Source organism: Aliivibrio sp. EL58 (assembly GCF_900312675.1).
Classification (GTDB): Bacteria; Pseudomonadota; Gammaproteobacteria; order Enterobacterales; family Vibrionaceae; genus Aliivibrio.
On sequence record NZ_OMPC01000011.1, the window covers coordinates 103178 to 127783 of the forward strand.

22 protein-coding genes and 1 other RNA gene are annotated in these 24606 nt (G+C 39.4%); 8 read left to right on the top strand and 15 right to left on the bottom strand.

Annotated features, from left to right (window positions below):
- Positions 1-24: 24 nt before the first annotated feature.
- The 4 genes from betB to smpB all read right to left on the bottom strand — a co-directional run bounded on the left by betB (position 25) and on the right by smpB (position 3473).
- Positions 25-1485 carry a betaine-aldehyde dehydrogenase gene (gene betB / locus ED622_RS17810; RefSeq protein WP_122036401.1) on the bottom strand — a complete coding sequence of 487 codons (1461 nt, stop codon included), beginning with the start codon at positions 1483-1485 and terminating at the stop codon, positions 25-27.
- Between the two features lie 23 nt (positions 1486-1508).
- The gene (gene betI, locus ED622_RS17815; RefSeq protein WP_122036403.1) at positions 1509-2120 is read right to left on the bottom strand and encodes a transcriptional regulator BetI; all 612 of its coding nucleotides are present in this window, start codon (positions 2118-2120) and stop codon (positions 1509-1511) included.
- Positions 2121-2549: 429 nt separating this feature from the next.
- Positions 2550-2916, bottom strand: a transfer-messenger RNA (tmRNA) gene (ssrA, locus tag ED622_RS17820).
- 71 nt (positions 2917-2987) lie between these two features.
- Positions 2988-3473, bottom strand: a complete 486-nt coding sequence (smpB, locus tag ED622_RS17825; RefSeq protein WP_122036405.1) for an SsrA-binding protein SmpB — start codon at positions 3471-3473, stop codon at positions 2988-2990.
- A gap of 101 nt (positions 3474-3574) precedes the next feature.
- Between smpB and ED622_RS17830 the strand changes: the two genes are divergently transcribed.
- Entirely contained in the window at positions 3575-4012 is a 438-nt protein-coding gene (locus ED622_RS17830) for an SRPBCC family protein (RefSeq protein WP_122036407.1), read from the top strand.
- Complete coding sequence (locus tag ED622_RS17835; protein WP_122036409.1) at positions 3999-4310, top strand: RnfH family protein; 312 nt, start codon at positions 3999-4001, stop codon at positions 4308-4310. The genes ED622_RS17830 and ED622_RS17835 overlap by 14 nt, the downstream gene beginning before the upstream one ends.
- Positions 4311-4395: 85 nt before the next feature.
- Here ED622_RS17835 and bamE read toward each other — a convergent pair whose 3' ends face one another.
- The 3 genes from bamE to nadK all read right to left on the bottom strand — a co-directional run bounded on the left by bamE (position 4396) and on the right by nadK (position 7646).
- A complete protein-coding gene (gene bamE, locus ED622_RS17840) occupies positions 4396-4752 on the bottom strand; it encodes an outer membrane protein assembly factor BamE (RefSeq protein WP_122036411.1) in 357 nt (118 codons plus the stop codon).
- Between the two features lie 215 nt (positions 4753-4967).
- The gene (gene recN / locus ED622_RS17845) at positions 4968-6635 is read right to left on the bottom strand and encodes a DNA repair protein RecN (protein WP_122036412.1); all 1668 of its coding nucleotides are present in this window, start codon (positions 6633-6635) and stop codon (positions 4968-4970) included.
- A gap of 126 nt (positions 6636-6761) precedes the next feature.
- Positions 6762-7646 (bottom strand): NAD(+) kinase, encoded by an 885-nt coding sequence (gene nadK, locus ED622_RS17850; protein WP_162922568.1) that lies wholly within the window; start codon positions 7644-7646, stop codon positions 6762-6764.
- A 174-nt stretch (positions 7647-7820) separates the two neighbouring features.
- Between nadK and grpE the strand changes: the two genes are divergently transcribed.
- The 5 genes from grpE to ED622_RS17875 all read left to right on the top strand — a co-directional run bounded on the left by grpE (position 7821) and on the right by ED622_RS17875 (position 13194).
- Positions 7821-8405 (top strand): nucleotide exchange factor GrpE, encoded by a 585-nt coding sequence (gene grpE / locus ED622_RS17855; RefSeq protein WP_122036415.1) that lies wholly within the window; start codon positions 7821-7823, stop codon positions 8403-8405.
- A gap of 224 nt (positions 8406-8629) precedes the next feature.
- Positions 8630-9589: a hypothetical protein gene (locus tag ED622_RS17860; RefSeq protein WP_122036417.1), complete on the top strand. Its 960-nt coding sequence runs from the start codon at positions 8630-8632 to the stop codon at positions 9587-9589.
- 218 nt (positions 9590-9807) lie between these two features.
- Positions 9808-11706: a molecular chaperone DnaK gene (dnaK, locus tag ED622_RS17865; protein WP_122036418.1), complete on the top strand. Its 1899-nt coding sequence runs from the start codon at positions 9808-9810 to the stop codon at positions 11704-11706.
- A 142-nt stretch (positions 11707-11848) separates the two neighbouring features.
- Complete coding sequence (locus ED622_RS17870; RefSeq protein WP_122036420.1) at positions 11849-12871, top strand: J domain-containing protein; 1023 nt, start codon at positions 11849-11851, stop codon at positions 12869-12871.
- A gap of 152 nt (positions 12872-13023) precedes the next feature.
- Positions 13024-13194 (top strand): hypothetical protein, encoded by a 171-nt coding sequence (locus ED622_RS17875; RefSeq protein ID WP_122036422.1) that lies wholly within the window; start codon positions 13024-13026, stop codon positions 13192-13194.
- An 86-nt stretch (positions 13195-13280) separates the two neighbouring features.
- On the opposite strand, the gene aqpZ is transcribed toward ED622_RS17875, so the two are convergent.
- Complete coding sequence (aqpZ, locus tag ED622_RS17880) at positions 13281-13967, bottom strand: aquaporin Z (protein WP_122036424.1); 687 nt, start codon at positions 13965-13967, stop codon at positions 13281-13283.
- A gap of 866 nt (positions 13968-14833) precedes the next feature.
- Positions 14834-16726, bottom strand: coding sequence for an acyltransferase family protein (locus tag ED622_RS17885; RefSeq protein ID WP_122036426.1), 1893 nt, complete (start codon positions 16724-16726; stop codon positions 14834-14836).
- 434 nt (positions 16727-17160) lie between these two features.
- Between ED622_RS17885 and ED622_RS17890 the strand changes: the two genes are divergently transcribed.
- Positions 17161-18684 carry a hypothetical protein gene (locus ED622_RS17890; RefSeq protein WP_162922569.1) on the top strand — a complete coding sequence of 508 codons (1524 nt, stop codon included), beginning with the start codon at positions 17161-17163 and terminating at the stop codon, positions 18682-18684.
- A 2-nt stretch (positions 18685-18686) separates the two neighbouring features.
- On the opposite strand, the gene ED622_RS17895 is transcribed toward ED622_RS17890, so the two are convergent.
- The 6 genes from ED622_RS17895 to ED622_RS17920 all read right to left on the bottom strand — a co-directional run bounded on the left by ED622_RS17895 (position 18687) and on the right by ED622_RS17920 (position 24533).
- Entirely contained in the window at positions 18687-18884 is a 198-nt protein-coding gene (locus ED622_RS17895; protein WP_371413448.1) for a MarR family transcriptional regulator, read from the bottom strand.
- A gap of 161 nt (positions 18885-19045) precedes the next feature.
- Entirely contained in the window at positions 19046-20284 is a 1239-nt protein-coding gene (locus tag ED622_RS17900; RefSeq protein ID WP_122036429.1) for a site-specific integrase, read from the bottom strand.
- A complete protein-coding gene (locus ED622_RS17905; RefSeq protein ID WP_122036430.1) occupies positions 20284-21261 on the bottom strand; it encodes a hypothetical protein in 978 nt (325 codons plus the stop codon). Before ED622_RS17905 ends, ED622_RS17900 begins: the two co-directional genes overlap by 1 nt.
- Entirely contained in the window at positions 21252-21455 is a 204-nt protein-coding gene (locus ED622_RS17910) for a hypothetical protein (protein ID WP_122036431.1), read from the bottom strand. The genes ED622_RS17905 and ED622_RS17910 overlap by 10 nt, the downstream gene beginning before the upstream one ends.
- Complete coding sequence (locus ED622_RS17915) at positions 21452-21817, bottom strand: phage tail protein (protein ID WP_122036432.1); 366 nt, start codon at positions 21815-21817, stop codon at positions 21452-21454. Before ED622_RS17915 ends, ED622_RS17910 begins: the two co-directional genes overlap by 4 nt.
- A gap of 10 nt (positions 21818-21827) precedes the next feature.
- Positions 21828-24533, bottom strand: a complete 2706-nt coding sequence (locus ED622_RS17920) for a phage tail tape measure protein (RefSeq protein WP_122036433.1) — start codon at positions 24531-24533, stop codon at positions 21828-21830.
- Between the last annotated feature and the right edge of the window lie 73 nt (positions 24534-24606).

Genomic DNA, 24606 nt, shown 5'->3' on the forward strand with positions numbered 1-24606 from the left:
AGACGTTTTTATTGGAAGGGTAAATTAAGCGTAAGGGCTAGCGAAATCACCAAGCTCTATTAATATGCTTTTGGTTTGGGTGTAATGCAGTAGCGTTTCAGGGCCGTTTTCACGTCCAACCCCCGAGTGTTTATAACCGCCTACTGGCATTTCTGCTGGAGAGTCTCCCCACGTATTTACCCAACAAATACCTGCTTGCATTTGATGAATAACTCGGTGAGCTCGAGATAAGTTTTGAGTGAAAATACCGGCAGCGAGCCCATACTTAGTGTCGTTTGCGCGGCGAATAACCTCGTCTTCGTCTGTGAATTTAAGAACAGACATAACAGGGCCAAAGATTTCTTGTTGAACGTGTGGCATATCGTCTTCGCAATTTACAAAGACGGTAGGAACCACAAAGTTACCGTTTTCTAACCCTTTATCAATCACTTGATAGCCACCAGTAAGCAGAGTTGCACCTGACTGTTTAGCTTGTTCAATCGCTTCTAGTACTTTCGCTAAATGTGCTTTTGAAATCAGAGCTCCGACTTGGGTTTCGATGTTCATTGGGTCACCGACAATCAGTTTTTCAGTGCGAACTTTAAGTTGGTTAATGAAGTCGTCATAAAGGTTTTCATGAACAAAAACACGAGTACCATTGGTGCACACTTCGCCTTGAGTATAAAAGTTTGCCACCATCGCAGCAGAAACAGCATCATCCAATTTTGCGTCATCAAAAACGATCATTGGGGACTTCCCTCCGAGCTCCATCGTGACAGGTTTTAGTGTTTTCGCACTGTCAGCCATGACTGCTTTGCCTGTTCCTGTTTCACCTGTGAAAGACACTTTTGCGATATCAGGGTGTGCAGTCAGCATTTGACCGACACGATAATCACCTTGAACGACGTTGAACACGCCATCTGGCAATCCCGCTTCGGTAAATATTTCGGCCAGTTTCAATGCTGTTAATGGCGTTTCTTCTGATGGTTTGAAGATCATTGCATTACCCGCTGCCAATGCAGGTGCTGATTTCCACATAGCGATCTGGATAGGGTAGTTCCAGGCACCGATACCTGCACAAATACCAAGTGGTTCACGACGAGTGTAAAAAAATTGGCTTTCACCCAGTGGTTGTTGGTTACCTTGCATTGCAGGAACTAATCCTGCGAAGTATTCAATGACATCGGCACCAGAGGCAACATCAACTTCTAATGCCTCTTGAAGCGGTTTACCGGTATCCATAACCTCAAGTACGGCAAGGTCATTGTTTCGTTCTCTAAGTATTTTTACTGCATTGAGAAGAATACGGCTGCGTTCAATGGCGGTCATGGCAGACCATACCGCGAAACCACGTTTTGCCGATTCAATAGCAAGCTCAAGATCGGCTTGAGAGGCCTGACCTAGCTGTGCAATTGGTTCGCCATTAGCAGGATTAATGCTAGTGAAGGTTTCTCCAGACGTAGCTGGAATCGACTTTCCATCGATATATAATGAGTTAATTTCCATTTGAATATCTGACTTAATAATTATTATGAGTGATTTATTGGCTGACTTGAATAAAAGTAAAGTTGCTTTTCAAGGTAGTCATTGATGATGGCACGTGCTTTGTCAGCGTTAATGCCTTCTGGGTTTAATGTACCTCTTAACCAAACACCATCAATTAATGATGCGATCCCGTGAGCAACGAGTTCTGCTTGTTGGTTATTCAACATGGCTTTTAGTTCAATTCGTAGGTGGGACAGTAAACGCCTTTCATTTACACGCTGTAGACGCTTTAGTTGTTCGTCATGCATCGAGTAAGACCAGAATGCTAACCAAGTTTTAGCGACTTCGTTTTCTGCTTGGTAGCCTTCAAAATTACCATTGATAATGGCATTGATGCGTAGTTGATGAGCGTCAACAGGTAAGGATTTTAATTGAGATGTAACGGTATTGGAGAGTTGGCGAAGGATCTCACGCATGGTTTCTTCAAGTAAACCGTGCTTACCACCAAAATAGTGATTTATGCTCCCTGTTGATACACCAGCCTCTTTACTAATTAAAGCAATGCTAGCGGCGTGCAAACCAACACGATCAATGACCTTCATAGTCGCTTTTACAAGTTGTGGTTTTCTAATGTCAGGCATCCCAACCTTGGGCATCTTTCGGTCCTTTTATTTTTTATTGAACGTTCAATTAATTATAAAATGACAGAAAAATAGTTAGAGTTCAAATTATTATTTTAGTTATGAGTTGTCTTTATTTATTATGGATAGTTTTATTTTTAGTTAAAACAAGAGGTTAATGTTGTGGTTAAGTTAAATGTTAGACCTGTAATTATTTGTGTCGTTATAGTTATTTGATGGGTATTTAACCGGAATGCCAGAAGTGTTTATTAAGATGAAGGAATGTTTTTTTGAGTGAATATAAATTATTTTAAAAAACGTTGGTCTTCGATGTAACTAAGTATGTTAAGGATAGTAGGGAGGGGAGATGGAAAATGAGTAAAGATAGAGGAAGTGAGGAAATTACGGTACCTATTAGACACAAAAAAGCCCAACCTCTTTCGAAGTTGGGCTTTTCCAAACGTTTGGTGGAGCTGGGGGGATTTGAACCCCCGTCCGAAAACCGTTCACCGTTGGCGCTACATGTTTAGTCGATCTTTAATTTCACCGTAAAACTGCGAACCGACACGCTATCTTATGGCTAACCTGAATTATAATTCGAACTTCATCTCTCAGGTGGGAGAATCCATTCTAGTTCGTTTGGGTTTGATCCCCTGTTATTCCCCGTCTTACAAACGGAAGCTAGGGCAGGAGAGCTCTGAGCAGGTTATTAAGCTGCTAGTGCGTAGTTTTCGTCGTTTGCGACTATTTTTTTGCGGCTTTTTACGTGGCCAACCGCCCCACGACATGCTCCTCGGGTTTCAAAATTCCCGTCGAATCCTGAATCAGCCCCAAAGTTGTTACCAGACGATACTAACAGAAAAACAGCGTCTGTCTAGCTAGTATCAGTCTAACTGGTTGAAATTAACGCAAACTACTCTTCATAATTCGTGCTTTATCTCTATTCCAGTCTTTTTCTTTTGAATCTGTACGTTTATCGTGCAGTTTTTTACCTTTAGCAACGCCGACTTTGATCTTTGCCCAAGAGCGAACCCAGTACATTGTTGTTGCTACGAGTGTCATACCTTCACGGTTTACACGACCAATAAGGTTATCAATTTCTTTACGGCTCATTAGTAGTTTACGAACACGTGTTGGATTCGCTATAACATGAGTCGATGCGGCTTGCAGTGGTGTGATGTTCATACCACTAATAAAAATTTCACCATCGCGAACATACACGTAGCTTTCCGCGATATTAACTTTACCAGAACGAAGAGATTTAACTTCCCAGCCTTGGAGTTCAACCCCAGCTTCGATTTCATCTTCAATGAAATATTCGTGGCGAGCTTGCTTGTTCATAGCAATGGTATTACTGCCCGCTTTATCTTTTGATTTTTTCTTTGCCATAATGCCCACATTATACGTTATTAGTTGAGAATAGGGGAAGTAGTTTGGCTCTTAACATCAAGATGGTATGATGCAACCCTCTATTATGTAAAGGAGAATTTATGCCTCAGGTTAGCCGTTCTGCATTAGTACCGTTTAGCGCAAAGCAAATGTATGATTTAGTCAATGATGTTGCCTCTTATCCTCAGTTTTTACCAGGGTGTTCTGGCTCTAAGGTAATCGAAGAGTCAGAAAGTTCAATGGTAGCGTCAGTTGATGTAGCAAAAGCAGGCATAAAAAAGACGTTTACGACTAAAAACACTCTAATTGATGCGCAATTGATTGGGATGAATTTAGTTGATGGACCATTTAAATCATTAACTGGTGGCTGGCACTTTACTGCTTTGGATGAAACGGCATGTAAAGTGGAGTTAAAGTTAGATTTTGAATTTACAAATGCCTTAGTAGCAATGGCGTTTGGTAAAGTATTTCAAGAGCTTACTAATAATATGGTGAACTCATTTACCCAAAGAGCGAAGCAGGTTTATGTCAATAATTAATGAGATGATCCATGTTGAAGTGGTCTACGCATTACCAACAGAGCAGGTAGTTTTTAAACTTGCTGTTAAAGCGGAGCAGACAGTACAAGAGATTATCCAACAATCTGGCGTGCTAGAGCGATACCCTGATATCGATTTAGACGTAAATAAAGTTGGCGTATTTAGTCGTAATATAAAATTGGATGCAACGATTAGAGATAAAGATCGTATTGAAATTTATCGCCCTTTACTTGCAGACCCAAAAGAAATTAGACGAAAAAGAGCCGAACAAGCGAAGAAAGAAGCGGCGAAAAAGTAGTTTATTTACTGAGTTGTTAGATAATAAAAAACCGGAGATCGTTAAACGATGTCCGGTTTTTTGTGTTTTAACGTCTTAAAGAAAACTAGATTTTCTCAAAGAAACTGTCACTCATTGGGAATACACCGTCAAGGCTGGTTAAATTACCATTGTCATCAAAGTGAACAATTAAGTTCTTTTGAATCGACTCTTCATGGCCATGAGTGAAAAGGTAGACGTAATACCAAGTATTTGGGTAGCCTGATTCAACAAGCATTGGAGAACCCATAACATACTGTACTTGTTGTTTTGTCATGCCAAATCGCAGTTTATCGACGGCTTCCTGTTCGACGTAGTTACCTTGGGCAATATCAATTCGATATACCAACGGTTCTAATAGCGAGCAACCACCCAGAAGCCCAACAGCAAGGGGTAGAGCAATGATCCATTTTTTGAATTGCATAGTTCGTACAGCTTAGCCTTTAAAATAATTAAACAGATGATAAACAAGCTAGACTAATAAGTAAAAAGGTTAAGCCTGTTATGCTGTGTTTTGACCCTAAATTTTGAATCAAGTTGCATTCTATTCATAATTTAAAAGAAGGGGGGAATAAAAACGCCAACATCAAAGACGACATTGGCGTTAACTAAAAGGTGAGTTTAGCTATTTACAAGCCATTAAGCAGCGCTTAGTAGCTCTTTTGCATTAGCAAGCGTATGGTCTGTTATTTGTGTCCCGCCGAGTAAGCGGGCTAGCTCTTCAATGCGCTCTTCTGTACTTAAGGCTCGCATTTGGGTTTCAGTTTTTCCTGAGTTAGTGTGCTTAGCGACAAATAATTGGTTGTGTCCACAGCCAGCTACTTGAGGTAAGTGAGTAACACATAGCACTTGGGTTGATTCACCTAAAGTACGCAACATTTTTCCTACTACAGCAGCGGTTGGCCCACTAATACCTACATCAACTTCATCAAAAATCAAACTTGGCGTATCGACTTTCTGAGCGGTAATAACCTGAATAGCCAAAGAGATACGAGACAGCTCACCACCAGAGGCAACTTTTGCAATTGGGTGCAATGGCTGACCAGGGTTGGTTGATACTTTAAAGCACAGGGTATCAATTCCTAGTGGTGAAATTTTACTAACACCATCACTTTCAATCTGAATATCAAATACGGCTTTTTCCATACTTAATGTTTGCATGCTTTCGGTGATCTTATTATTTAGCTCTTTAGCATAACGCTGGCGACTCTTCGTGAGCTTATGGGCTGCTTCTAAGAAATGTTGTTTCAATTCTTCAACTTCTTGCTCGCGTTGTTCACGTTTTTCATCTGAACAATCAAGGCGTTCGTATTCTGCCAATAGCTGTTGATGGTGCTCATATAGTTCATCAGCAAGTACATGGTGTTTTTTTGCCATTGACATAACTTTGCTGAATCGTTCCTCAACAAAGGCAATTTGTGCGGGATCAACATCAATGCAATCTAAGTAGTTTTTAATTTCATGATTTGCTTCTTCTACTTGGATCATTGCCTCATTAAGCATTTCTGATAACGGAGCAAGCTGTGGGTCGAGTTGTCCAAGTTGCTGAATATGATTATTTGCATACTGCAGTAACTGAAGGGCGTTAACGTCATCGTTTTCATAAAGAAGCGACACGGCTTGTTGGCAGTATTCAACCAAGTCACCAGAGTTTGATAAACGTTTATGATCTTCTTCTAGTTGAGCAAACTCTTCTTCGCCTAGTGCTAAATCATTTAACTCTTTTATTTGATATTCGATCAGCTGTTTTTGAGCTTCATTCTGCTGAGAGTTTTTGATTAGTTGTTTAAGAGAGTTATCAGCTTGGCGCCACGCTTGGTAGCGGCTGCGTGTCTTATTTAGTAGAGATACATGACCTGCGTATTGATCCAACATATTTAGTTGGTATTCAGGTTTCATTAATTCATGGTGGGCGTGTTGACCGTGAATATTGATCAGTAAATGGCCTAATGTTTTTAATTGAGCCGCAGGAACTGGGCTGCCATTAATAAAACCACGAGAACGGCCTTCTTTAGTGATTACGCGGCGTAAAATACACTCATTGCCATCATAGAGTTCATTATCTTCTAACCAACGTTTGGCGTTAAGATTATTTTCTAATGTGAAGAGTACGGTGATCTCAGCTTTCTCTTCTCCTTGGCGAACCATCGAAGCTTCAGCGCGATCGCCTAAACATAAACCAAGAGCATCAATTGCAATAGATTTACCTGCGCCTGTCTCACCGGTAATGGTGGTCATGCCTTTGGTTAAATCAAGCTCTAATGATTTTACAATTGCGAAATGAGTAATTTTGATATGTGCCAACATAAGCCATTCTCTGTGAAATTTAAACACTAAAAACACTGTATAAAGAAACAGTATATACTGTTTCTTTATACAGTAAAGTTTAAATTAACTTTTTGTGAGTGGCTTATCTTTATCTGTATTTAGAGATTAGAAGAGTTTGCTTGACCAGCCAAGCTTATTTCTAAGTACATGATAGTAGCTATAATCTTTAGGGTGAATGAGTTTTAATCGACTAGGGCTTTGGAAAATATGCACTTCATCACCAGGGCTGACAGGTAATGAGACTTGCCCGTCACAGCTCACTTCCAATGCACTACGATTTTCTGGTGAAATGAATAATTTGATATGACGCTTACCTTCAACAACCAGAGGACGGCTTGAAAGGGTATGGGGAAACATAGGTACAATAGAAATCGCATTCAGATTAGGTGAAAGGATAGGTCCGCCACCAGATAAAGAGTACGCAGTTGATCCCGTTGGTGTTGAAATGATCAATCCATCAGAGCGCTGAGAGAAAGCAAAGCTGTCATCAATATAGACTTCAAATTCGATCATGTGGGCAACTTGGCCCGGATGAAGTACCACCTCATTAAAGGCGGTATTGTGGCTTTTTATTTGCCCATGGCGGTGAACTTCAGCTTCTAATAAAAAGCGTTCTTCTTTAACAAATTCACCATTTAAGACGGCTTGCAGTGGCTCTTTAAAATTATCAGGATCAAGATCGGTTAAAAAACCAAGATTGCCTCTGTTAACGCCAATGACTGAAATATCGAAACGAGATAAAACACGAGCTGCGCCAAGCATATTACCATCACCACCAACGACAATAGCGAGATCGGCTTGTTCTCCTAATTTTAATAGGTGATTAAATCGATCATCAGGGATGTCAGGTAAAGCTTCACGTAAGCGATTATCAAGTAATACCGAATAATTAAGCTGAGTTAACCAATTATAAAGAGCTAAATGGGTTTTTACGGCGCTTGGATCTCTTGGCTTACCAATGATTGCGATAACGTTAAAGGCGGTTTTCATATCAATCATCCATCATTAAATGGGGAACAAATTTTACAATTAGCACTATTATGCTTGAATCGCTTTATTTAGTCCCCATAATAATGACAAAGTTTTAATTTGCGTATAGAGCGACGCCTTGGTTTATATTAAGATCGCTTTATAGCTAGTCATCAGCATTCTGGAGAAGCAGTAATGAGTAACGAAGAGAAAAAAGTAAACGAAGAAGTTGTAGTTGAAGATCATATTGAAGCGGTTGGCACTGAAGGTGATGTTGAATGGAATGAATCTATTGAAGATAACCAAGATGCAAAAATTGCAGAATTAGAAGCTGCATTACTTGCTACTCAAGCACAACTTAAAGATCAGCAAGATGCGGTATTACGTGCAAAAGCAGAAGAGCAAAATGTACGTCGTCGTGCGGAAGGCGATATCGATAAAGCGCGTAAATATGCGTTGAAAAAATTCGCTGGTGAACTACTTCCAGTTATCGATAACCTAGAGCGTGCTCTTGAGAATGGCGATAAAGAAAATGAAGCAGCAAAAGCGTTGCTTGAAGGTGTTGAATTAACACTACAAACGTTTATTTCAACTGTTGAAAAGTTTGGTCTAACGGTAATCAATCCAGTTGGCGAAGCATTTAACCCTGAACTTCATCAAGCGATTGGTATGCAAGCAAGCCCTGATCATGAGTCAAACACCGTGATGATTGTGATGCAAAAAGGCTACTCATTAAATGAGCAAGTGCTGCGTCCTGCAATGGTAATGGTTGCTCAATAATCACTATTTTTAATTAAATTAAGTGATGATAAATGAAGCGAATTCAGCAATGGGTTCGCTTTTTTTTGTCTTTCTTTTAAGATAGGCCGTCTTCTTTTCTAGAAAGTGTGTTGTAAATAAGGAATGGGATTCAAGCTTTTAAATTTTATCATTTTTTCTATCGTTATTTATTTTGTTTTTTACTACATTTTACTCATCATGGATGAATGGTTAGGAACAAATAAATGGAAAACAAATTGAACATTAAATCTCTTTTAGTTGGCGCGCTTTGTCTTTACACGCCGTTAAGTTTTGCTGAGCATGTTGTGGCGTCTGAGACTTATACCTCAATGGCATTAGCAAATGATGCCAAATTATATAATGCACCAGAGACTTCAGCTTGGGCTCGTGGAGCCACTATTGTTCAAGGTATACCTCGTGGAGATGCTGCCCCGTCATATTGGGCTAATGAGATCATTGATAAAAGTATGACCACTTCTGATGCGTGGACGGGAATGACACAATGGTTCACGGTATTTGAGGCGCAGAAAAACACAGCAAAAAATGTTCGAGTTGTTATTGGTGATGCTGATATGTGGTTACTTCAATCGACTGATGGAAGCATGGATCCACTGACGGCTGAATGGGTCAATGTTACTGTAAATAGAGCATCCGTCTCTTGGGCTGCCTATTACTCTCACAACATTATTAAATATATTGAAGATGTCCCATATCGCCGCTCTAGCGATGGTTTAAAAGAGTATCAATTGCATTCAGAACATTATCCATTGCATGGTGGAACCAGTAAGGTTGCTATTGATGGCGAAAATGTCCTTGCCGCGTTTGTACGAATGAAAGCATGGTTGGTTCCTGATAAACCACAAGGCAAGCAAGATATTAGTACGGCGAAAGTGTTAATCAGTACGGGAGCAGATTATTACCCAACAGTGAATACGTCGGTTTCTCATGGTGATTTATCTAATGCCAATTATTTACCCGGTGCTGGTGGTAGTCGTTTTCAATATTTAACCACTACACCAAAATGGTATTACATGGGAACCGTTGCGCCGGATGGTTTACTGATTGTTGATGATAATAGTCCATATATTAAATCGGGTGGTAAAACCTACTTAACTAAAGAAGAGTGGCAGCAAAATCCACCGCCAATTGATTTTGAAGTCATGAATTGCAAAGATTCTGATTAAGTGGATATCGATTAAGAATATTCTGAACGACAAGCCTGACATGATTGTTAGGCTTTTTTTTGTGCAGTTGAAAATAAAATTGATTTTTTTTTATTGTTTCCCTTGAATTGTGATTTAGCGCCCTTATTAATTAGTCATAGAATGAATTATGGGATTTAGTCCCAACCCTTATTCAAGTTGTTTTGGATAAGTTTAAATAGATAATTGGAGAGAACCTGATGGGTAAGATCATTGGTATTGACTTAGGTACAACTAACTCTTGTGTTGCTGTTTTAGATGGCGACACGCCACGTATTTTAGAGAATGCAGAGGGTGAACGTACAACGGCATCGGTAATTGCATACACAGATGGCGAAACTCTTGTAGGTCAGCCAGCTAAACGTCAAGCGATTACTAACCCACAAAATACATTATTTGCGATTAAGCGTCTTATCGGTCGTCGTTTTGAAGACGAAGAAGTACAACGTGATATCGAAATCATGCCGTACAAAATCGTTAAAGCTGACAACGGTGATGCTTGGGTTGAAGCGCAAGGCCAAAAAATGGCTGCTCCTCAAGTGTCTGCTGAAATTCTTAAGAAAATGAAGAAAACAGCTGAAGATTTCCTAGGCGAAGAAGTAACTGGCGCAGTAGTAACTGTACCTGCTTACTTTAACGATGCTCAACGTCAAGCAACGAAAGATGCTGGTCGTATCGCAGGTCTTGATGTTAAACGTATCATCAACGAACCAACAGCAGCAGCGCTAGCTTACGGTCTAGACAAAAAAGGCGGCGATCGCACTATCGCAGTATACGACCTTGGTGGTGGTACATTCGATATTTCTATCATTGAAATCGACAACGTTGATGGCGAGCAAACTTTCGAAGTTCTTGCGACAAACGGCGACACTCACCTAGGTGGTGAAGATTTCGATAACCGTATGATCAACTTCCTAGTTGATGAGTTTAAGAAAGAGCAAGGCATCGACCTTAAAACTGATCCTCTAGCAATGCAACGTGTTAAAGAAGCAGCAGAAAAAGCGAAGATTGAATTATCTTCAGCTCAACAAACTGACGTAAACCTTCCTTACGTTACTGCTGATGCAACAGGTCCTAAGCACATGAACGTTAAAGTTACACGTGCAAAACTAGAATCTCTAGTTGAAGACCTAGTAGTTCGTACTCTTGAACCACTAAAAGTTGCTCTAGCTGATGCTGATTTATCAGTAAGCGAAATCACTGACGTAATCCTAGTTGGTGGCCAAACACGTATGCCTATGGTTCAAGCTAAAGTTGCTGATTTCTTCGGTAAAGAAGCGCGCCGTGACGTAAACCCTGATGAAGCAGTAGCAATGGGGGCTGCAGTTCAAGGTGGCGTACTAGCTGGTGACGTTAAAGATGTACTTCTTCTAGATGTTACTCCTCTATCTTTCGGTATCGAAACGATGGGTGGTGTAATGACTAAACTAATCGAGAAGAACACAACGATCCCAACTAAAGCGGACCAAACGTTCTCAACTGCTGAAGATAACCAAAGTGCGGTAACAATCCACGTACTTCAAGGTGAGCGTAAGCAAGCGACATACAACAAATCTCTAGGTCAATTTAACCTAGAAGGTATCCAAGCAGCACCACGTGGTATGCCACAAATCGAAGTAACATTCGACCTAGATGCTGATGGTATCCTAAACGTATCTGCAAAAGATAAATCGACTGGTAAAGAGCAGAAGATCACAATCCAAGCTTCTGGTGGTCTAACAGACGAAGAAATCGAAGCAATGGTACAAGAAGCTGAAGCTAACAAAGACGCGGACAAAAAGTTCGAAGAGCTAGTAACAGCACGTAACCAAGCGGATCAAATGATCCACGGTACGAAAAAACAAATCGAAGAAGCAGGCGATACACTTCCAGCTGACGAGAAAGAAAAAATCGAAGCAGCAATCAAAGCTCTAGAAGACGTTAAGTCAGGCGATGATAAAGAAGCAATCGATGCGAAAACTCAAGAGCTAGGCCAAGCAGCACAAAAGCTGATGGAAATAGCTCAACAGAAAGCGCAAGCGCAACAAGGTGCTGAAGCTGGAGCGCAACCTAAGCAAGAAGATGATGTGGTAGATGCAGAGTTTGAAGAGGTAAAATAATACCTCATTCAACAATAAGACAATCTAGATACTAAATTCAGGGCGTATTGAGGAAACTCGTACGCCCTTTTTCTTTCCTTCGTATTATCAAATCGCTACACTAACGGCCACCCTTTTATTCCAACTGAATATATTAAAGTTTATGATCCGTTCTATTTTACTTACTGTTGTTCTACTTTTTAGTTTCACCACTTACGCTAACTCTTTAGAAGAGAAAGCGGAATTAGGAGATTCTCGCGCACAAGTAAAATTAGCAATGGAATATGAGTCAGGCACTAATCGCCCTACCAATATTGATCACGCAATTCAGTGGTATAAACAAGCCGCAATGCAAGACAACACGACCGCACAATTTAACCTTGGTCAAATCTATAAAAATGGCTATGGTATTGCTCAAGATTCAAAACAAGCCATCTATTGGTTTACTCGCGCTGCAACGCAAAATCACCCACCTTCTCAGTTTTATTTAGGTGAGATTTACGAATACGGATTATCAGGAAAAGTAGACTTATACAATGCATCACTGTGGTACCAAATTGCATCACACAATGGACATGGTGAAGCTATGCTTGGCTATAAACGAGTATTACACTCCTTAGCCGAGCAACAACAAAACCCGATCGTTGAACAACAAGAAACCACAGAAGTTAAGCCTAAAGAAGTGACACCAGAACAAACGGTTGTACCTGCGTCTGAACCCGAACCAAAAACCATCTTCATAACACAGATGGAGAAGCCGACTGCGCTTATCACTCTTGGGAGCTATTTGCTTATTGTCATAATGGTGGTTGTGCTTATTTTCTTACTATTACGATTAAAGCAGACCTTTGCACGAACTAAAGGTAATAACGCACAACAAAGCAGTTTTTCAAAATCATTACAAAATGAGAAGTTAAAGCAACTGCAAGACAGCAATGATAAATTGAAGATCAGAGCGGACGCTCAAGAGATCACGATCAAGCGTTTACAAATTGAGTTAGAGGCGGCAAAGAAATCATCTTCTTCATCATTTACTCAGTATCAATTGCTCGGCATTAATATAAACAGCAGCAGTGCTGATATTAAGAAGCAGTATCGTAAGCTTGCTCAACTCCACCACCCTGATCATGGCACTGATGGTGTGATGTTAGCCGAAATAAATAAGGCCTATAACCAAATAAAATAGTGCCACTCGTCAAAGCTACTCGACAAAAAACTCAGAAGGCCTTTACAAATTATTGCATCTCTATATAATCTGCATCACTTTTATATGTTATCAAAATGTAACAATATTCATATAGCGTATAAATTCAAAGAATAGATAATAGAGAAAGTCATATGTTTAATTTAGAAGGTCACTGCGACTGGTGTAGAAAGCCAGCGATGGTATTACAGCATCAATACTGTGATGGCGCAAAGTACTACGCCTGCTCAAGCTGTAATGATTACGCTAAAATCGATATCAGAGAATACGATTTAGCTGAAATGGAAAACGTAAACCAAAAGTAATCATTTAACTCATCAGAAAAGAAGTTAAATAAAAAATGCCGATGACGTCAATCATCGGCATTTTTTTGTATTCAATATCTAGAAGATTATGACTCTTTTGCCATTACTTTATAGATAAGCGCACCAATTACGGCACCTACAATCGGAGCAACCCAGAATAACCAAAGTTGAGATGTTGCCCAATCACCAACATAAACGGCAACCGCTGTACTACGAGCTGGGTTAACAGAAGTATTAGTCACAGGGATACTGATTAAGTGGATTAGTGTTAAACATAGACCAATTGCAATTGGAGCAAAACCTGCAGGAGCACGGCTATCTGCAGCGCCCATAATTACAATTAGGAACATTGCTGTCATTACTACTTCTGTAATTAATGCAGCTGTCATTGTGTAGCCACCAGGAGAGTGCTCACCAAAACCATTTGATGCAAAACCACCAGCAAGATCAAAACCAGCTTGGCCGCTTGCGATTAGGTATAAGATACCACCCGCTGCAATACCACCAAGAACTTGAGAGATGATGTATGGTACTAAGTCTTTAGCATCAAAACGACCACCAACCCATAGACCAATTGATACAGCTGGGTTTAGGTGACAACCTGAAATATGACCAATAGCAAACGCCATTGTTAGTACTGTTAGACCAAACGCAAGTGCTACACCTACAAAGCCTATACCTAGCTCAGGGAAACCTGCTGCTAATACTGCACTACCACAACCGCCCAGCACTAACCAAAACGTACCTATAAACTCTGCCATGTATTTATTCATAATGATTCCTATATAATTATTATCACTTGATTTCGCTTTAATTTTTTATCCCGAACCAAGTTCTTGTTCAAAAAGAATATAGGTGATGATTAACAAAATAGACACTTTTAGATTTCAATTTGTTTCCAATTTTCATTTTTAAGACACGATTCCAAAAGCTGTAACACTGATTTATATTGAATTTACAGACATTTGACCAAATATTTCCCCTATCACTAAGATAAAGAAAATACTGTTCTAATTTTTCTTCCTCTTCTGTTTCTAATGCCTTGCGATTATGTGATAGATCTCTGATAATTAATGTATTGCTCTTAATTGGACACTCTTATGCCGCAGGATAACGCACCAAGTTTCTTCTTCTTTGGTTGTGGTATCAACGCTTCAACTTACTGATTTTTATTTAAAATAAGTACCCTTGGCATAATGTAAGACGCAATTAGGACGCTATAATTCAGATAATAGACTAAAACTATGAACAAGAATTGAAAATCACATAGAATCTCTACTGAATATCAGCAGTAAATATAACGACGTTACGGGGGTCAATAATGAGCATAAAGCTAGTATCTCCATCAGAACAAGCCCAACGACAAACGCTCCAAAAGTAGACATTGAGTTAGCAAAGAAACGTTTAGCTGAAAGACTGATAATGGCCTATAACTCTAAGGTTTCTAATGCTTTAAATATATTTAATATTAACGCCTTATTTCTATAAGGCGTTTTCTGGCCTAAATAATTCAACATAATTTTCATAGATGAAATCAGCCAAATTAATACTGTATTCTTCCCCGAGTAGGTTGAATGTAACGAAAAATACACTACAAAATACAGCCTACAACGAATGTTATGTAAAATAAACTATATTTCTACAGCACACCTGTTTCATCTAAAAAACCTTTTAATACCTCATTCTTCTTTAAAGAGTTTGACCATTTTTCAATCCCATATTTAGATACGTGCGATGAATCCATAAAGTATGGTTCATATTTATCATCATATATATCGCATTTTGTATATTCACAAAAGACACTATATTTATCAATAATTATAGATTTATCTAAACTTTCATTGAGTAAATGGTTAGTGCTTATTTGATTCATATTAGTTGGTATATTTACAATCTCATCATTTTCATAAACTCGTAAAATACTAGGTTCAATGAATGGCCCGGCATTTATTACAATATGAAACTTATCATCATACTTTCCTTCATTGAGCTCAGTAATAAACTTACCCATACCACTACCAGTGTAGCGAGATGCAAAAACAATCCCTTTTATTTTACTGTTATCTTTTATATATGTTTCATAGAACTCATCCCAAATAATAAAACAATCCTTGTTTTGAGTTGGTATGCACCCTGATTGTAAAATATTTACAAAGTTAACTTCACTATAAGTTACCTTTAATGCATTATAAGCATCTTGTGAATGACTATCACCAATAACAAGAATACTATCTCTTTCGTTAATGAAGAAATCAGAACATTGACTTAAACTTTCGATGGTTTGCTTATTTTGATCTAAGATGCAACTTCTAGTTTTTTCGATATCATTAAAGTAATATGGTGCTTCAAAGAAATTAGCAAAATTAACGTTATACGTTTTTTGATAGTAATCCTTAGCCGCAGCTTGGTTTTCATATAATTTTGCAGCATTTCCTGTTAGCCTAGATGAAAAACCCTGATTATAATAAATAAGAGTTGCAATACCTGTTAGGGTTGTCACTATTAATACTGAACTTAAATAACTCAGTTTAAATGAAATAAAAGATAATAATGAAACTTTATTTTTTTCAATAACATTATAGCTAAAATAACCAAGAAATATCGACAACGGTATTCCAACAAAAAACCAATACTGAAGGTTATAATAATAACCAAAAACAACAATTGGCCAATGCCATAAATAAATAGAATATGACCATTTACCCAAATACTGAAAAATAACGTTATTGGTAATAATACTAGATTGTTGATTTGCAACAATCATCAAATAAGAACCAAGAACAGGGATAATAGCAAAATGTCCTGGCCAAGGAACATTACTCGAAACAAAAACATATGAAGAAAGAATTAAAACTAAACCAACAAACTCGATAAGCTTACTTTTCTTCTCTGAAAGATTCCAAGGGTAAAGAAAAGCCACCCCACCCATCATCATCTCCCATGCTCTTGTAGGAAGAAGATAGTATGCAGGGCTTGGCCATTTAATTGTAGCGACAACACTAAAAATGAACCCTAAAATTGTTCCTATAACGATTAATTCTTTTAAATGCTTTAAAGATAAAAAACGTTTTAAAACAATGAGGGCGATTGGGTAAATAATATAAAACTGCCACTCAACAGAAAGAGACCATGTATGTAGTAGCCACTTATTATACGAAGCTGCATCAAAATAACCAGATTCTCTCCAATAAATAATATTGGATAAAAAAACCATACTACTTGTAACGTGCTTACCTAATGCTTTGTAATCTGATGGACTAAAATAAAACCAACCAAAAACCAAAAGTATTAAACATAAAACGGCAAGAGCTGGGATAATACGATTAGCTCGAGCCATATAAAATTTAAACAAATTGAAATTATTATTCTCCAATCCTCTAAAAATTATTCCTGTCATCAAAAAACCAGAGATAACAAAAAATACATCCACACCAGCAAAACCACCAGGAACCCATACCGGGTTAAAATGAAAAAGAACGACAGCAATAACCGCTATTGCTCTTAATCCATTTATATCATATCTAAAATTCATACATCACACAAAGCAATAAAAAGTAATCCGTATTATATATGTAACATAAGATAAGGCAAGCCAAGGAAAAACAACAAATTATAAGATTCTTAGTGGTCATTATGATCCCCCACGCCCCTCAAACACTCCGAAAAATTCTCGCCAATAGGTTCACCTAATTAGTTTATCGTAGTAGCTTAAATAAGCGTTACGCATCACGAAAAACTAGAATCGTTTGATTACCACCAATATTTTTAACATGCTGGTGGTGACCATATAGCCCGAAAAATTTTTATTCCTCGGGATGTAGCCCCGTAGGTAAGGATTAAAGCTCTAGAAGTACCTAATAACTAAAGAATATTTGATAGTGATCCACTATTTCACAATGAAAGCTACAGCCCTCTTATCTTATGGTATAACTTAACCAAATCGAACTTTTAGGATTAATATCTACGATGCTAACTTATGCATTAAGTAAAGATACAAACAAGCTTGAACATATCGATTCTGTTGCTAATGGATTGAAATGTAATTGCTTCTGTTCCGGATGTAATGACGCTCTTGTTGCTAAAAATAATTGTTCATCCAGTCGTAGCAATCATTTTTCTCACTACTCTAAGGATGAGAATCGAAATTGCTTAATGACTCAGCTTCATTTGGCTGCTCAACACCATTTTTTAAACGCAGAATATATAACGCTTCCAGAAGTATCATTCCTATATAAAGATGAATTACTTACTAACAAAGCGATAAATTTAAAAGTTCTTTCTGCTCAATTAGAAACTAAAATGGATCGTTATTATGCAGACGTTACGATTGAAACTGAGATTGGTACTATTGCTATAGAAGTTTGCGTCACGCATAAAAATGAGCACGATAAAACGGCTTATTACCAACAGAACAAAATAACCTCTATTGAATATGATTTGAGTCCGTATCTATCAAGAGATATTGATGAGGCTATAAAAGACTTGAATGAGTATGAAGTCGAAAGTACTTGGCTGTACGAATGGTGCCGAGATAAGCTAATTCAAAACCATGATGTCTTTTTAGCAAAAGAGAAAGTTCGTATTCACCAAAAACGGCAGCGCAGTGCTAAATTATCAATGACAAAACTAATGTTCGACAAACTAATAACCCTTCCTGACCTTACTCAATACTTTAAACATAGAATAGAAAGGACTCAGTATAGTGAAAATGTATCTGTTTTTGCTCAAAGAGAAATTCAATTAACTGAAGTCTTTGAAGTAGCATCAACCCAAGAGTATTCATTGCTTAAGGGGAATTTAAACGAACACATTATATGGATAGCATTCCTCTTAGAACGAAACCAAATCCCTAATGATATTGCGAAACTTGGTGGAAGTGTAATTATTCAAACTCCTGCCATAAATGAAAATGAGCAAGCTACTTGGAGCTGGTTAAAATACCCAAGACTTGCAAGAAGAATTGAACATACAAAAAAACAATTCATAAACAGATGCAAATTAAAAAAACAACTCAAACGTAATGTGAGTTGGTTTTTATTAAATACTGACAACTTATATAAAAAAGATTATCAAACTTGGTCTAATTGGATGCAAAAAAATAAATTATCATCTCAGGTTTATCCTAAGCTTTCATATGTTCTACGCTACAAAAAAGAGTATTCATGTTTGTGGATGTTTAATTCCTGGCATATTTTAACTCTCAGCTATTTAACTGAAATAATAGACAGTAAGCCACAAAATAGCATCATTTCTTACCGTGATATTTTTGATGACTTAGCACAGCGAATTGACTTACACCAAGACTTCTTAATACTAGAACAAAACCTAGCAGCTTTTGTAATAAAGGATGATAATAAAAGTCTTATCATTCGTGAAAGTATCATTGAAGAAGCTCTTCTTCCATTTAGAGAGTTAATGCAAATCTTATGCTTGCATGATGGTTGTAAACGTATAAATCCATTAATGCCTTCTTTAAGTTTAGGAAATTAGTTTTATTTAATATACCGATACTCAACCCCACCCGTTAACTGCTGCATACAACTGCGAGTTAAATAATACTTCTCCACCAACCTCTTCAACAACGAACTTGCCCAGCTTGATGACAAACCACATCTATCCGCAATCTGTGACGGCGTCACCTCTTCGCCCTCTTTAATCGACTGCAGAACAATTAACTGTGTCTTACTCAATTTAAGCAGTCCAACTTGGTGTGGAGCCGAACGTGCGCATTTCAATAAATCAGCCGAAATATGGTCATTTTTACCCAAAATTGCCATCCTATGATTACCCCCTGTGATTGATATTTATTTTAACTTTATTAATTGATCTTAAAGATCATTTTACTGCTCATCTATTTCTGAAAAACAGGCGATAAACAGTTGCAACAGCTCTTTTTTAGCCATAAATGGTAGCGATTAAGGGCTTCTGACTTCTGAAATTCAATATGGGTATGAATGTAAGCCTGATCGAGTTTTCCCTTCGCATGGTTCAGTAGAGTCTCTGCTACTAGGTAATCAATGCCGATATCAGCCCAAACCGTTCTAGCCAACTTTCTCAAATCATGAGCAGTCCATTCCCCTTTACTTACTGACTTAACAAAATCGCTGGCAGTACCACGATGAATTGGTGCCTTATCATATTTTGAATTAGGAAAGACATTGTTCCCCTGGTAATAATGATCCAACTGCCATTGCTTAAAGCTCTGCAGCAGTAGCACCATTTCATCGCTTAATGGATAGGTCATTTCCTTCTTTGTTTTCGTGTTGTGCTTGGGTATGGTCCATCTTTTGGTTTTAAAACAAATATGTCGCCATTTGGCTTTTCTGGTTTCACCAATACGGGTGCCATGTGTCAGCATGAACAAAGATAATATACGAGCAAATGGATCGGCATTTTGGATCTGCTCTAGGATATTAGGTATATCACTCGGACGAACTTTGCAGCCTTTTACATCAATGGGTGTTGATACAAAATCAGTGAATATCATGTTATTTAGCGGATTATAAGTAAGTAATCGAAGTTTTAATGCCTTAGTAAAAGCAGTTTTTAGTGCTTGAAAGATAACTCGCATATAACTAATGGAATAGTGCTTCTCTCTTAATGGCTTCATCAGTAAAGATTCAATGTCCTTATGTTGAAGTCCATTAATGGAGGTGCCGTGTAAGTTAGGGATTAAGTGCCCTTCTGTAATTGATTTGAGCATAACCAACCTTTCTTTTGATAGCTGCTCTGAGCGGATCTCTCTATCTAGATTCCATATCAACAATTCATCAATCGTTTGAAATTCATTGGTTGATGAACGGCTACCAGTAGAGAGATCAGCAACAAGGTTTTGAAGCACTGTAAATGCATGAGCTGCTGATAAATTAGGGTATTGGCCAAGACGATGTGACTTTTGCTTGCCGTTCTTATACTCCATGAAGAACCAAGCACCTTGAATTCGATTCTGCTTAAAGCGCAAATACAACGAATAACGCTCATCTTTAAGTTGTCTCACTTGGCTGTCACGACTGTATTTCTTGATTTTAGCTTCTGATATTTTGCAGCGCACCGTGGTTTGAAACAGTGCGTTTTGATTCATTGTGATCATTATTCCCCCATTAACGTGGCTTGCAGTGTCATTCGTGTAGCTTGTTTTCCTGCTCCACTGAGACTGACTGAATCAATGGAATACGTCCCTTGTGCCACGCTTGGAAATGAACTATCCAAAATCACATGACCTTCAGCAAAAGCCGTGGCAATGGCCGGAGCTTGAATGGTGACTTTGCGGCCTTGTCTTTGTATTTTTCTAAGCTCGGCATGACACGCTTGATCGGCTTCTTGCTGATTATTCTTATCCTGACCTAGACGTTTAAACGGTGCGGTCCCAATACTGACTTCTTTTCTTGAACTGTCCGTTGGATCCAAATAGAACGCTTTAACTCCTGAGAAATCATTGCGGCCATCCAAGTCACCTGAGACATTCACAAAGTTTGAGTTAAGGCTTTTGTTTTCATCAGGAAGTGACAACGTAATGGATTGAATATCTTTACCGCTTGAAGTTGAACGTTGGCCAATCGGCACAAACACAAAGCGATCTTCCACCGGCTTTGCAATGGCATCATACCGTTTTGCTAATTTACGAAGAAAAGGCAACGTGCTTTCATCGAGTCTATGTAAACTCTCGATTTCAATTTTTTGTAATTCAGGTGCGACAAAAGGAACGAACCCATGTTGAGAAACGCAATCGGAGACCACTTGGCCTAGCGTTGCTTTGTTCCAGCTCATGCTCTTTCTTTCTCTAAAGCCTGAATTATCTTTGATTGAGAATGGTGACACCGTCATGGTGATCGTGATCGTTCTTGGCTCCACTGAGAATTGACGGCCTGATATTTGAAACACACCACGATTTACTTCATCCAGATAAACTGTGTATTTCTCACCCTTTGGCGGTAATCCATCAATGTCTGACGAGTGAATAACTAACTTTAGATCATCGCCATCGATGCCGTTCTCATCACGCAGCGTCCAACTTTGCAGCAAAGAAAGCATCATTTCACTGTGTTTGCCTTTGAGTTCTAGTCCCATGAGCGGTTTACCTCTTTGATATTTTGTTTAAAACTGGCTTCAGGAATGGTGACAATGGTTTCTTCCATAAAAAAATCCCCACGAACGTGAGGATTTAATTGATAGAAGTCGGCTTCTAATTGGTCATCATCTTGACCTGTGTGTTTAAAGAGAACATCCGTAATGAGATCCCCTTTATGTACGGTGACTTTCATCGATACTCCAATAACTCAAGAGTGACGTCGGTAACTTGCGCCGAGCCGTTATGCACCAATTCTGATTTCCCTTCATTGATGCTTTTAATGGTCCATTGACCTAGGTTTACCCCTCCGCCATTGCTGACTTGTTGTGGCTCATCGATCATTTGGCGTAAACGCTCCACATTATCTTCTGCGGTTTGGCGTAACCATTTGGCCGTAATTGAGAGGGTTTCAAGGGGTTTTCCTGTGGGTGATGACATCGCACCATCAACCAGGCTAATTTCAGTAAAGCGGCCTGTTGTGACACGGTTCATTTTCATAATGGGGGTTTTATCCCCCACCGAAAATACAAACTCACCAATAACAAGGTGATGCATGTATGGCTCCTTATCCTCTGTCTATTCCGGCATAATTAAAGCGTGATTCAATTGAATGACCGCCCATGAGATAACTGAATTGTTGCTGCATTTGCTCTGTCACTTGTTTGGCTATGGCAATTTCATTTTGGCCTTTGGATGGAGTAATGTTGATTTGTGGTGCAAAGTGAACGGCTGAGTTCTTTTCCTGCAGTGCTTCTTTGTTGGCTTTCTCTTCGACCTTTTGGCTGACTTCATCGGATGAGGCAAGTTTGCTACCAAACCAACCACCTAACATTTCACCGCCCATGTCCCCAATCATAGAACCAGCAAGACCACCAAGCATGGTGCCAATGCCTGGCAAAATCATGGTACCAATCGCAGCCCCTAACGATGCGCCTCCCATGCCACCAGCTAAACTGCCAAGTGAGCTCCCTGCGCCTTCCATATCCCCTTCAGATAATGATTGCACTGCATCGACACCACTGATGGCCATGTTTAATGGTCGCAATACTTTAGCAAGACCAAATCGTCCTGCAGACTGCGCCGCATCAGCCCCCATATCAATGGCATCTTGCGCCATTGCCATGCCTGGTAAACTGGCAATTGCTCCACCAGCCAAGGCTAATGGAATGCCTCTTTTGGAATGAGAAAATGAACCAGCAATACGAGACAGTGGATTTCTAGATTTTGAACGACGTCCGAAACGTTTACCTGAGCCGGAACGTGCTCCTCTTGAAGCCCCAGAGCGTCTAAGCTCTTGGTTTAAGCCTTTAAATGCCTTAGTCGCATAAGACGCCGCCTTGCCACTTTCTTGGGTTTCTCGGTTTAATCCTTTTTTAAACAGACGAGTTTTATCAACGGTATTACCAAAAAGTAATGACGCGGCTTTTCCTGCAATTAATGCGGTTTTAAACGCTAAGATTGCCCCAATACCGCCCATTATCACCGGCACAAGCACATCACTTTCTTGTGCAAACGCGGTAACGCCATCAACTACAGCACCTAATGGGGCTAATACCCAATTCAGTCCTGGTAATAACTTCTCACCAAGTACCACCGCCAACGCATTGAGTTTATTTACAAACTGTTTAATGCCATTTTCAGTGGTATTCACACGTGCATCGTATTCATCTTGCAGTGATTGAACGTGTACTTCTTGGCTTTCATTGGCGAGTTTTAAAATATCAGTGAAGTTTTTGGTGTTACCGGCTAATGCAGCCACCGCACCTTTGGCCTCTTCCCCAAAGATTTGAGAAATGAGCGCACTTTGCTCTTCAAGTGGCGCGTTCTTTAGAGCATCAAGCACTTCTAACAAGGTTCCTGATGCATCGGTTTGCATATCAGCTGCTAACGAGCTTGAATCAAATCCCAATGAGCTTAGTGCTTTCTGTTGATTACCACTGGCCGCATCACCTAGCGTCAAACGTCCTGAGATGTTTTTCAGTGCCGTTGCTGCTCGCTCTTCATTCATACCAGTGGAAAGCAATGAAGCCGCTAATGCTGCAGATTCATTAACTTTAAAACCACCCGTTTTGGCGGTTGCTCCTTCTCGCGCCATGACTCCGGCAATGTCTTTGGCCTTTGCGTTGGAGTTATTCGAGAGATAATTTGAAAGACCGGCTAAGCCAACCGCTCCTTTTTGGTCTAATCCCATCGAAGCTTTAAAGGTGGCAAGCGTTTCACCGGCTTCACCAGCCTCCATATCAAACGCCACGCCCATCTTGGCGGAATCAATCACAAACGCTTTGAGCTTTTCATGATCCTTAATGCCACTTTGACCACCAGCCGCCAACATCCCGTTGATTTCAGTGGCCGACATCGGCATATTGCCCGACTCTTTTAACGACCACTCTCTCAATGCTTGCATTTTGGCGGCATCTTGAGGATCATTTTTATCAGAGAGCACCTTCTTCACATCTGCAAAGGAAGACTCATTCTTGATAGCCGCATACATGGTGCCAGCAATCGGAGCCGCAGCCATCGCAAGGCCTGATGCTTGACTTTGTAACTCTCCAAGTTTGGCGTTTCGCTTATCTATTCGGCTTTGAATAGAATTGAGTTCTTTGAGTTGTCGCCCTTGTTTTTCTAACGCGCTGGTGGCTCGCTCACTGGCGGTTTTTAATCGTTGTTGCTCATCAGATAATTTATCAGTATTAAGGCCAGCGCCTTTCAATTCACTCTGCAGCTTTTTAAGTTTGGCCGATTGGATATCACTGCTTGAGGAATAACGGTCTATCTGTTTCTTGGCTTGATATTGGGATGAGCGTAGTTTGTTGGTGTGAATGGCATTGCTGGCCATTTCATCAGAGAGCTTTTCAAGCCGTAACTCTGTTTTTGCAATCTCAACACCTAACGATTTTGTTTCAGATTGAGAGAGATTAAACGCCGTGGGATCGGCTAACTTCTTATGAAGTAAACCCAGTGATTGTTCAGTGCTTTTATAGCTTTCAGCCAGAGCTCTGTTTTTTTTCTGGCTATCGCTAAGCTCTGCACCAAGCCCTGATAATTTCACCTTTGAGGCATCAAGTCTGGCATTCACCTTTTGCAGTGATTGCTCCGTGGCTTGATAGCCTTCGACCTTTTTTAAGTCTCGGTTTAAGGCGGCCACATCATTACGCTGTTGCTCAAGCGTATTATTTAACTTTTCAGTGGCTTTGGTGGTTGATACTACATCCCCTAAGCCTTTGGTTGTAACATCAAGCAGCAAGGACACTTTGCTTTTTTGATTGCTCATCGCTTCTTAATCCCCAGCTTAGTTAAAATCAGCTCGTATCGATGTACCGCTAAATCCTGCCGCCATTCCTTTA

Bases quoted from the DNA above. Each gene is read 5' to 3' on its own strand.
- ED622_RS17905 (WP_122036430.1), bottom strand. From the start codon at position 21,261: ATGGGACTAGAACTCAAAGGCAAACACAGTGAAATGATGCTTTCTTTG.
- aqpZ (WP_122036424.1), bottom strand. From the start codon at position 13,967: ATGAATAAATACATGGCAGAGTTTATAGGTACGTTTTGGTTAGTGCTG.
- dnaK (WP_122036418.1), top strand. From the start codon at position 9,808: ATGGGTAAGATCATTGGTATTGACTTAGGTACAACTAACTCTTGTGTT.
- nadK (WP_162922568.1), bottom strand. From the start codon at position 7,646: ATGAAAACCGCCTTTAACGTTATCGCAATCATTGGTAAGCCAAGAGAT.
- betI (WP_122036403.1), bottom strand. From the start codon at position 2,120: ATGCCCAAGGTTGGGATGCCTGACATTAGAAAACCACAACTTGTAAAA.
- ED622_RS17830 (WP_122036407.1), top strand. From the start codon at position 3,575: ATGCCTCAGGTTAGCCGTTCTGCATTAGTACCGTTTAGCGCAAAGCAA.
- grpE (WP_122036415.1), top strand. From the start codon at position 7,821: ATGAGTAACGAAGAGAAAAAAGTAAACGAAGAAGTTGTAGTTGAAGAT.
- ED622_RS17835 (WP_122036409.1), top strand. From the start codon at position 3,999: ATGTCAATAATTAATGAGATGATCCATGTTGAAGTGGTCTACGCATTA.
- bamE (WP_122036411.1), bottom strand. From the start codon at position 4,752: ATGCAATTCAAAAAATGGATCATTGCTCTACCCCTTGCTGTTGGGCTT.
- ED622_RS17900 (WP_122036429.1), bottom strand. From the start codon at position 20,284: ATGATCACAATGAATCAAAACGCACTGTTTCAAACCACGGTGCGCTGC.
- ED622_RS17920 (WP_122036433.1), bottom strand. From the start codon at position 24,533: ATGAGCAATCAAAAAAGCAAAGTGTCCTTGCTGCTTGATGTTACAACC.
- ED622_RS17860 (WP_122036417.1), top strand. From the start codon at position 8,630: ATGGAAAACAAATTGAACATTAAATCTCTTTTAGTTGGCGCGCTTTGT.
- ED622_RS17910 (WP_122036431.1), bottom strand. From the start codon at position 21,455: ATGAAAGTCACCGTACATAAAGGGGATCTCATTACGGATGTTCTCTTT.
- ED622_RS17870 (WP_122036420.1), top strand. From the start codon at position 11,849: ATGATCCGTTCTATTTTACTTACTGTTGTTCTACTTTTTAGTTTCACC.
- ED622_RS17890 (WP_162922569.1), top strand. From the start codon at position 17,161: ATGCTAACTTATGCATTAAGTAAAGATACAAACAAGCTTGAACATATC.
- recN (WP_122036412.1), bottom strand. From the start codon at position 6,635: ATGTTGGCACATATCAAAATTACTCATTTCGCAATTGTAAAATCATTA.
- ED622_RS17915 (WP_122036432.1), bottom strand. From the start codon at position 21,817: ATGCATCACCTTGTTATTGGTGAGTTTGTATTTTCGGTGGGGGATAAA.
- ED622_RS17875 (WP_122036422.1), top strand. From the start codon at position 13,024: ATGTTTAATTTAGAAGGTCACTGCGACTGGTGTAGAAAGCCAGCGATG.
- ED622_RS17885 (WP_122036426.1), bottom strand. From the start codon at position 16,726: ATGAATTTTAGATATGATATAAATGGATTAAGAGCAATAGCGGTTATT.
- smpB (WP_122036405.1), bottom strand. From the start codon at position 3,473: ATGGCAAAGAAAAAATCAAAAGATAAAGCGGGCAGTAATACCATTGCT.
- betB (WP_122036401.1), bottom strand. From the start codon at position 1,485: ATGGAAATTAACTCATTATATATCGATGGAAAGTCGATTCCAGCTACG.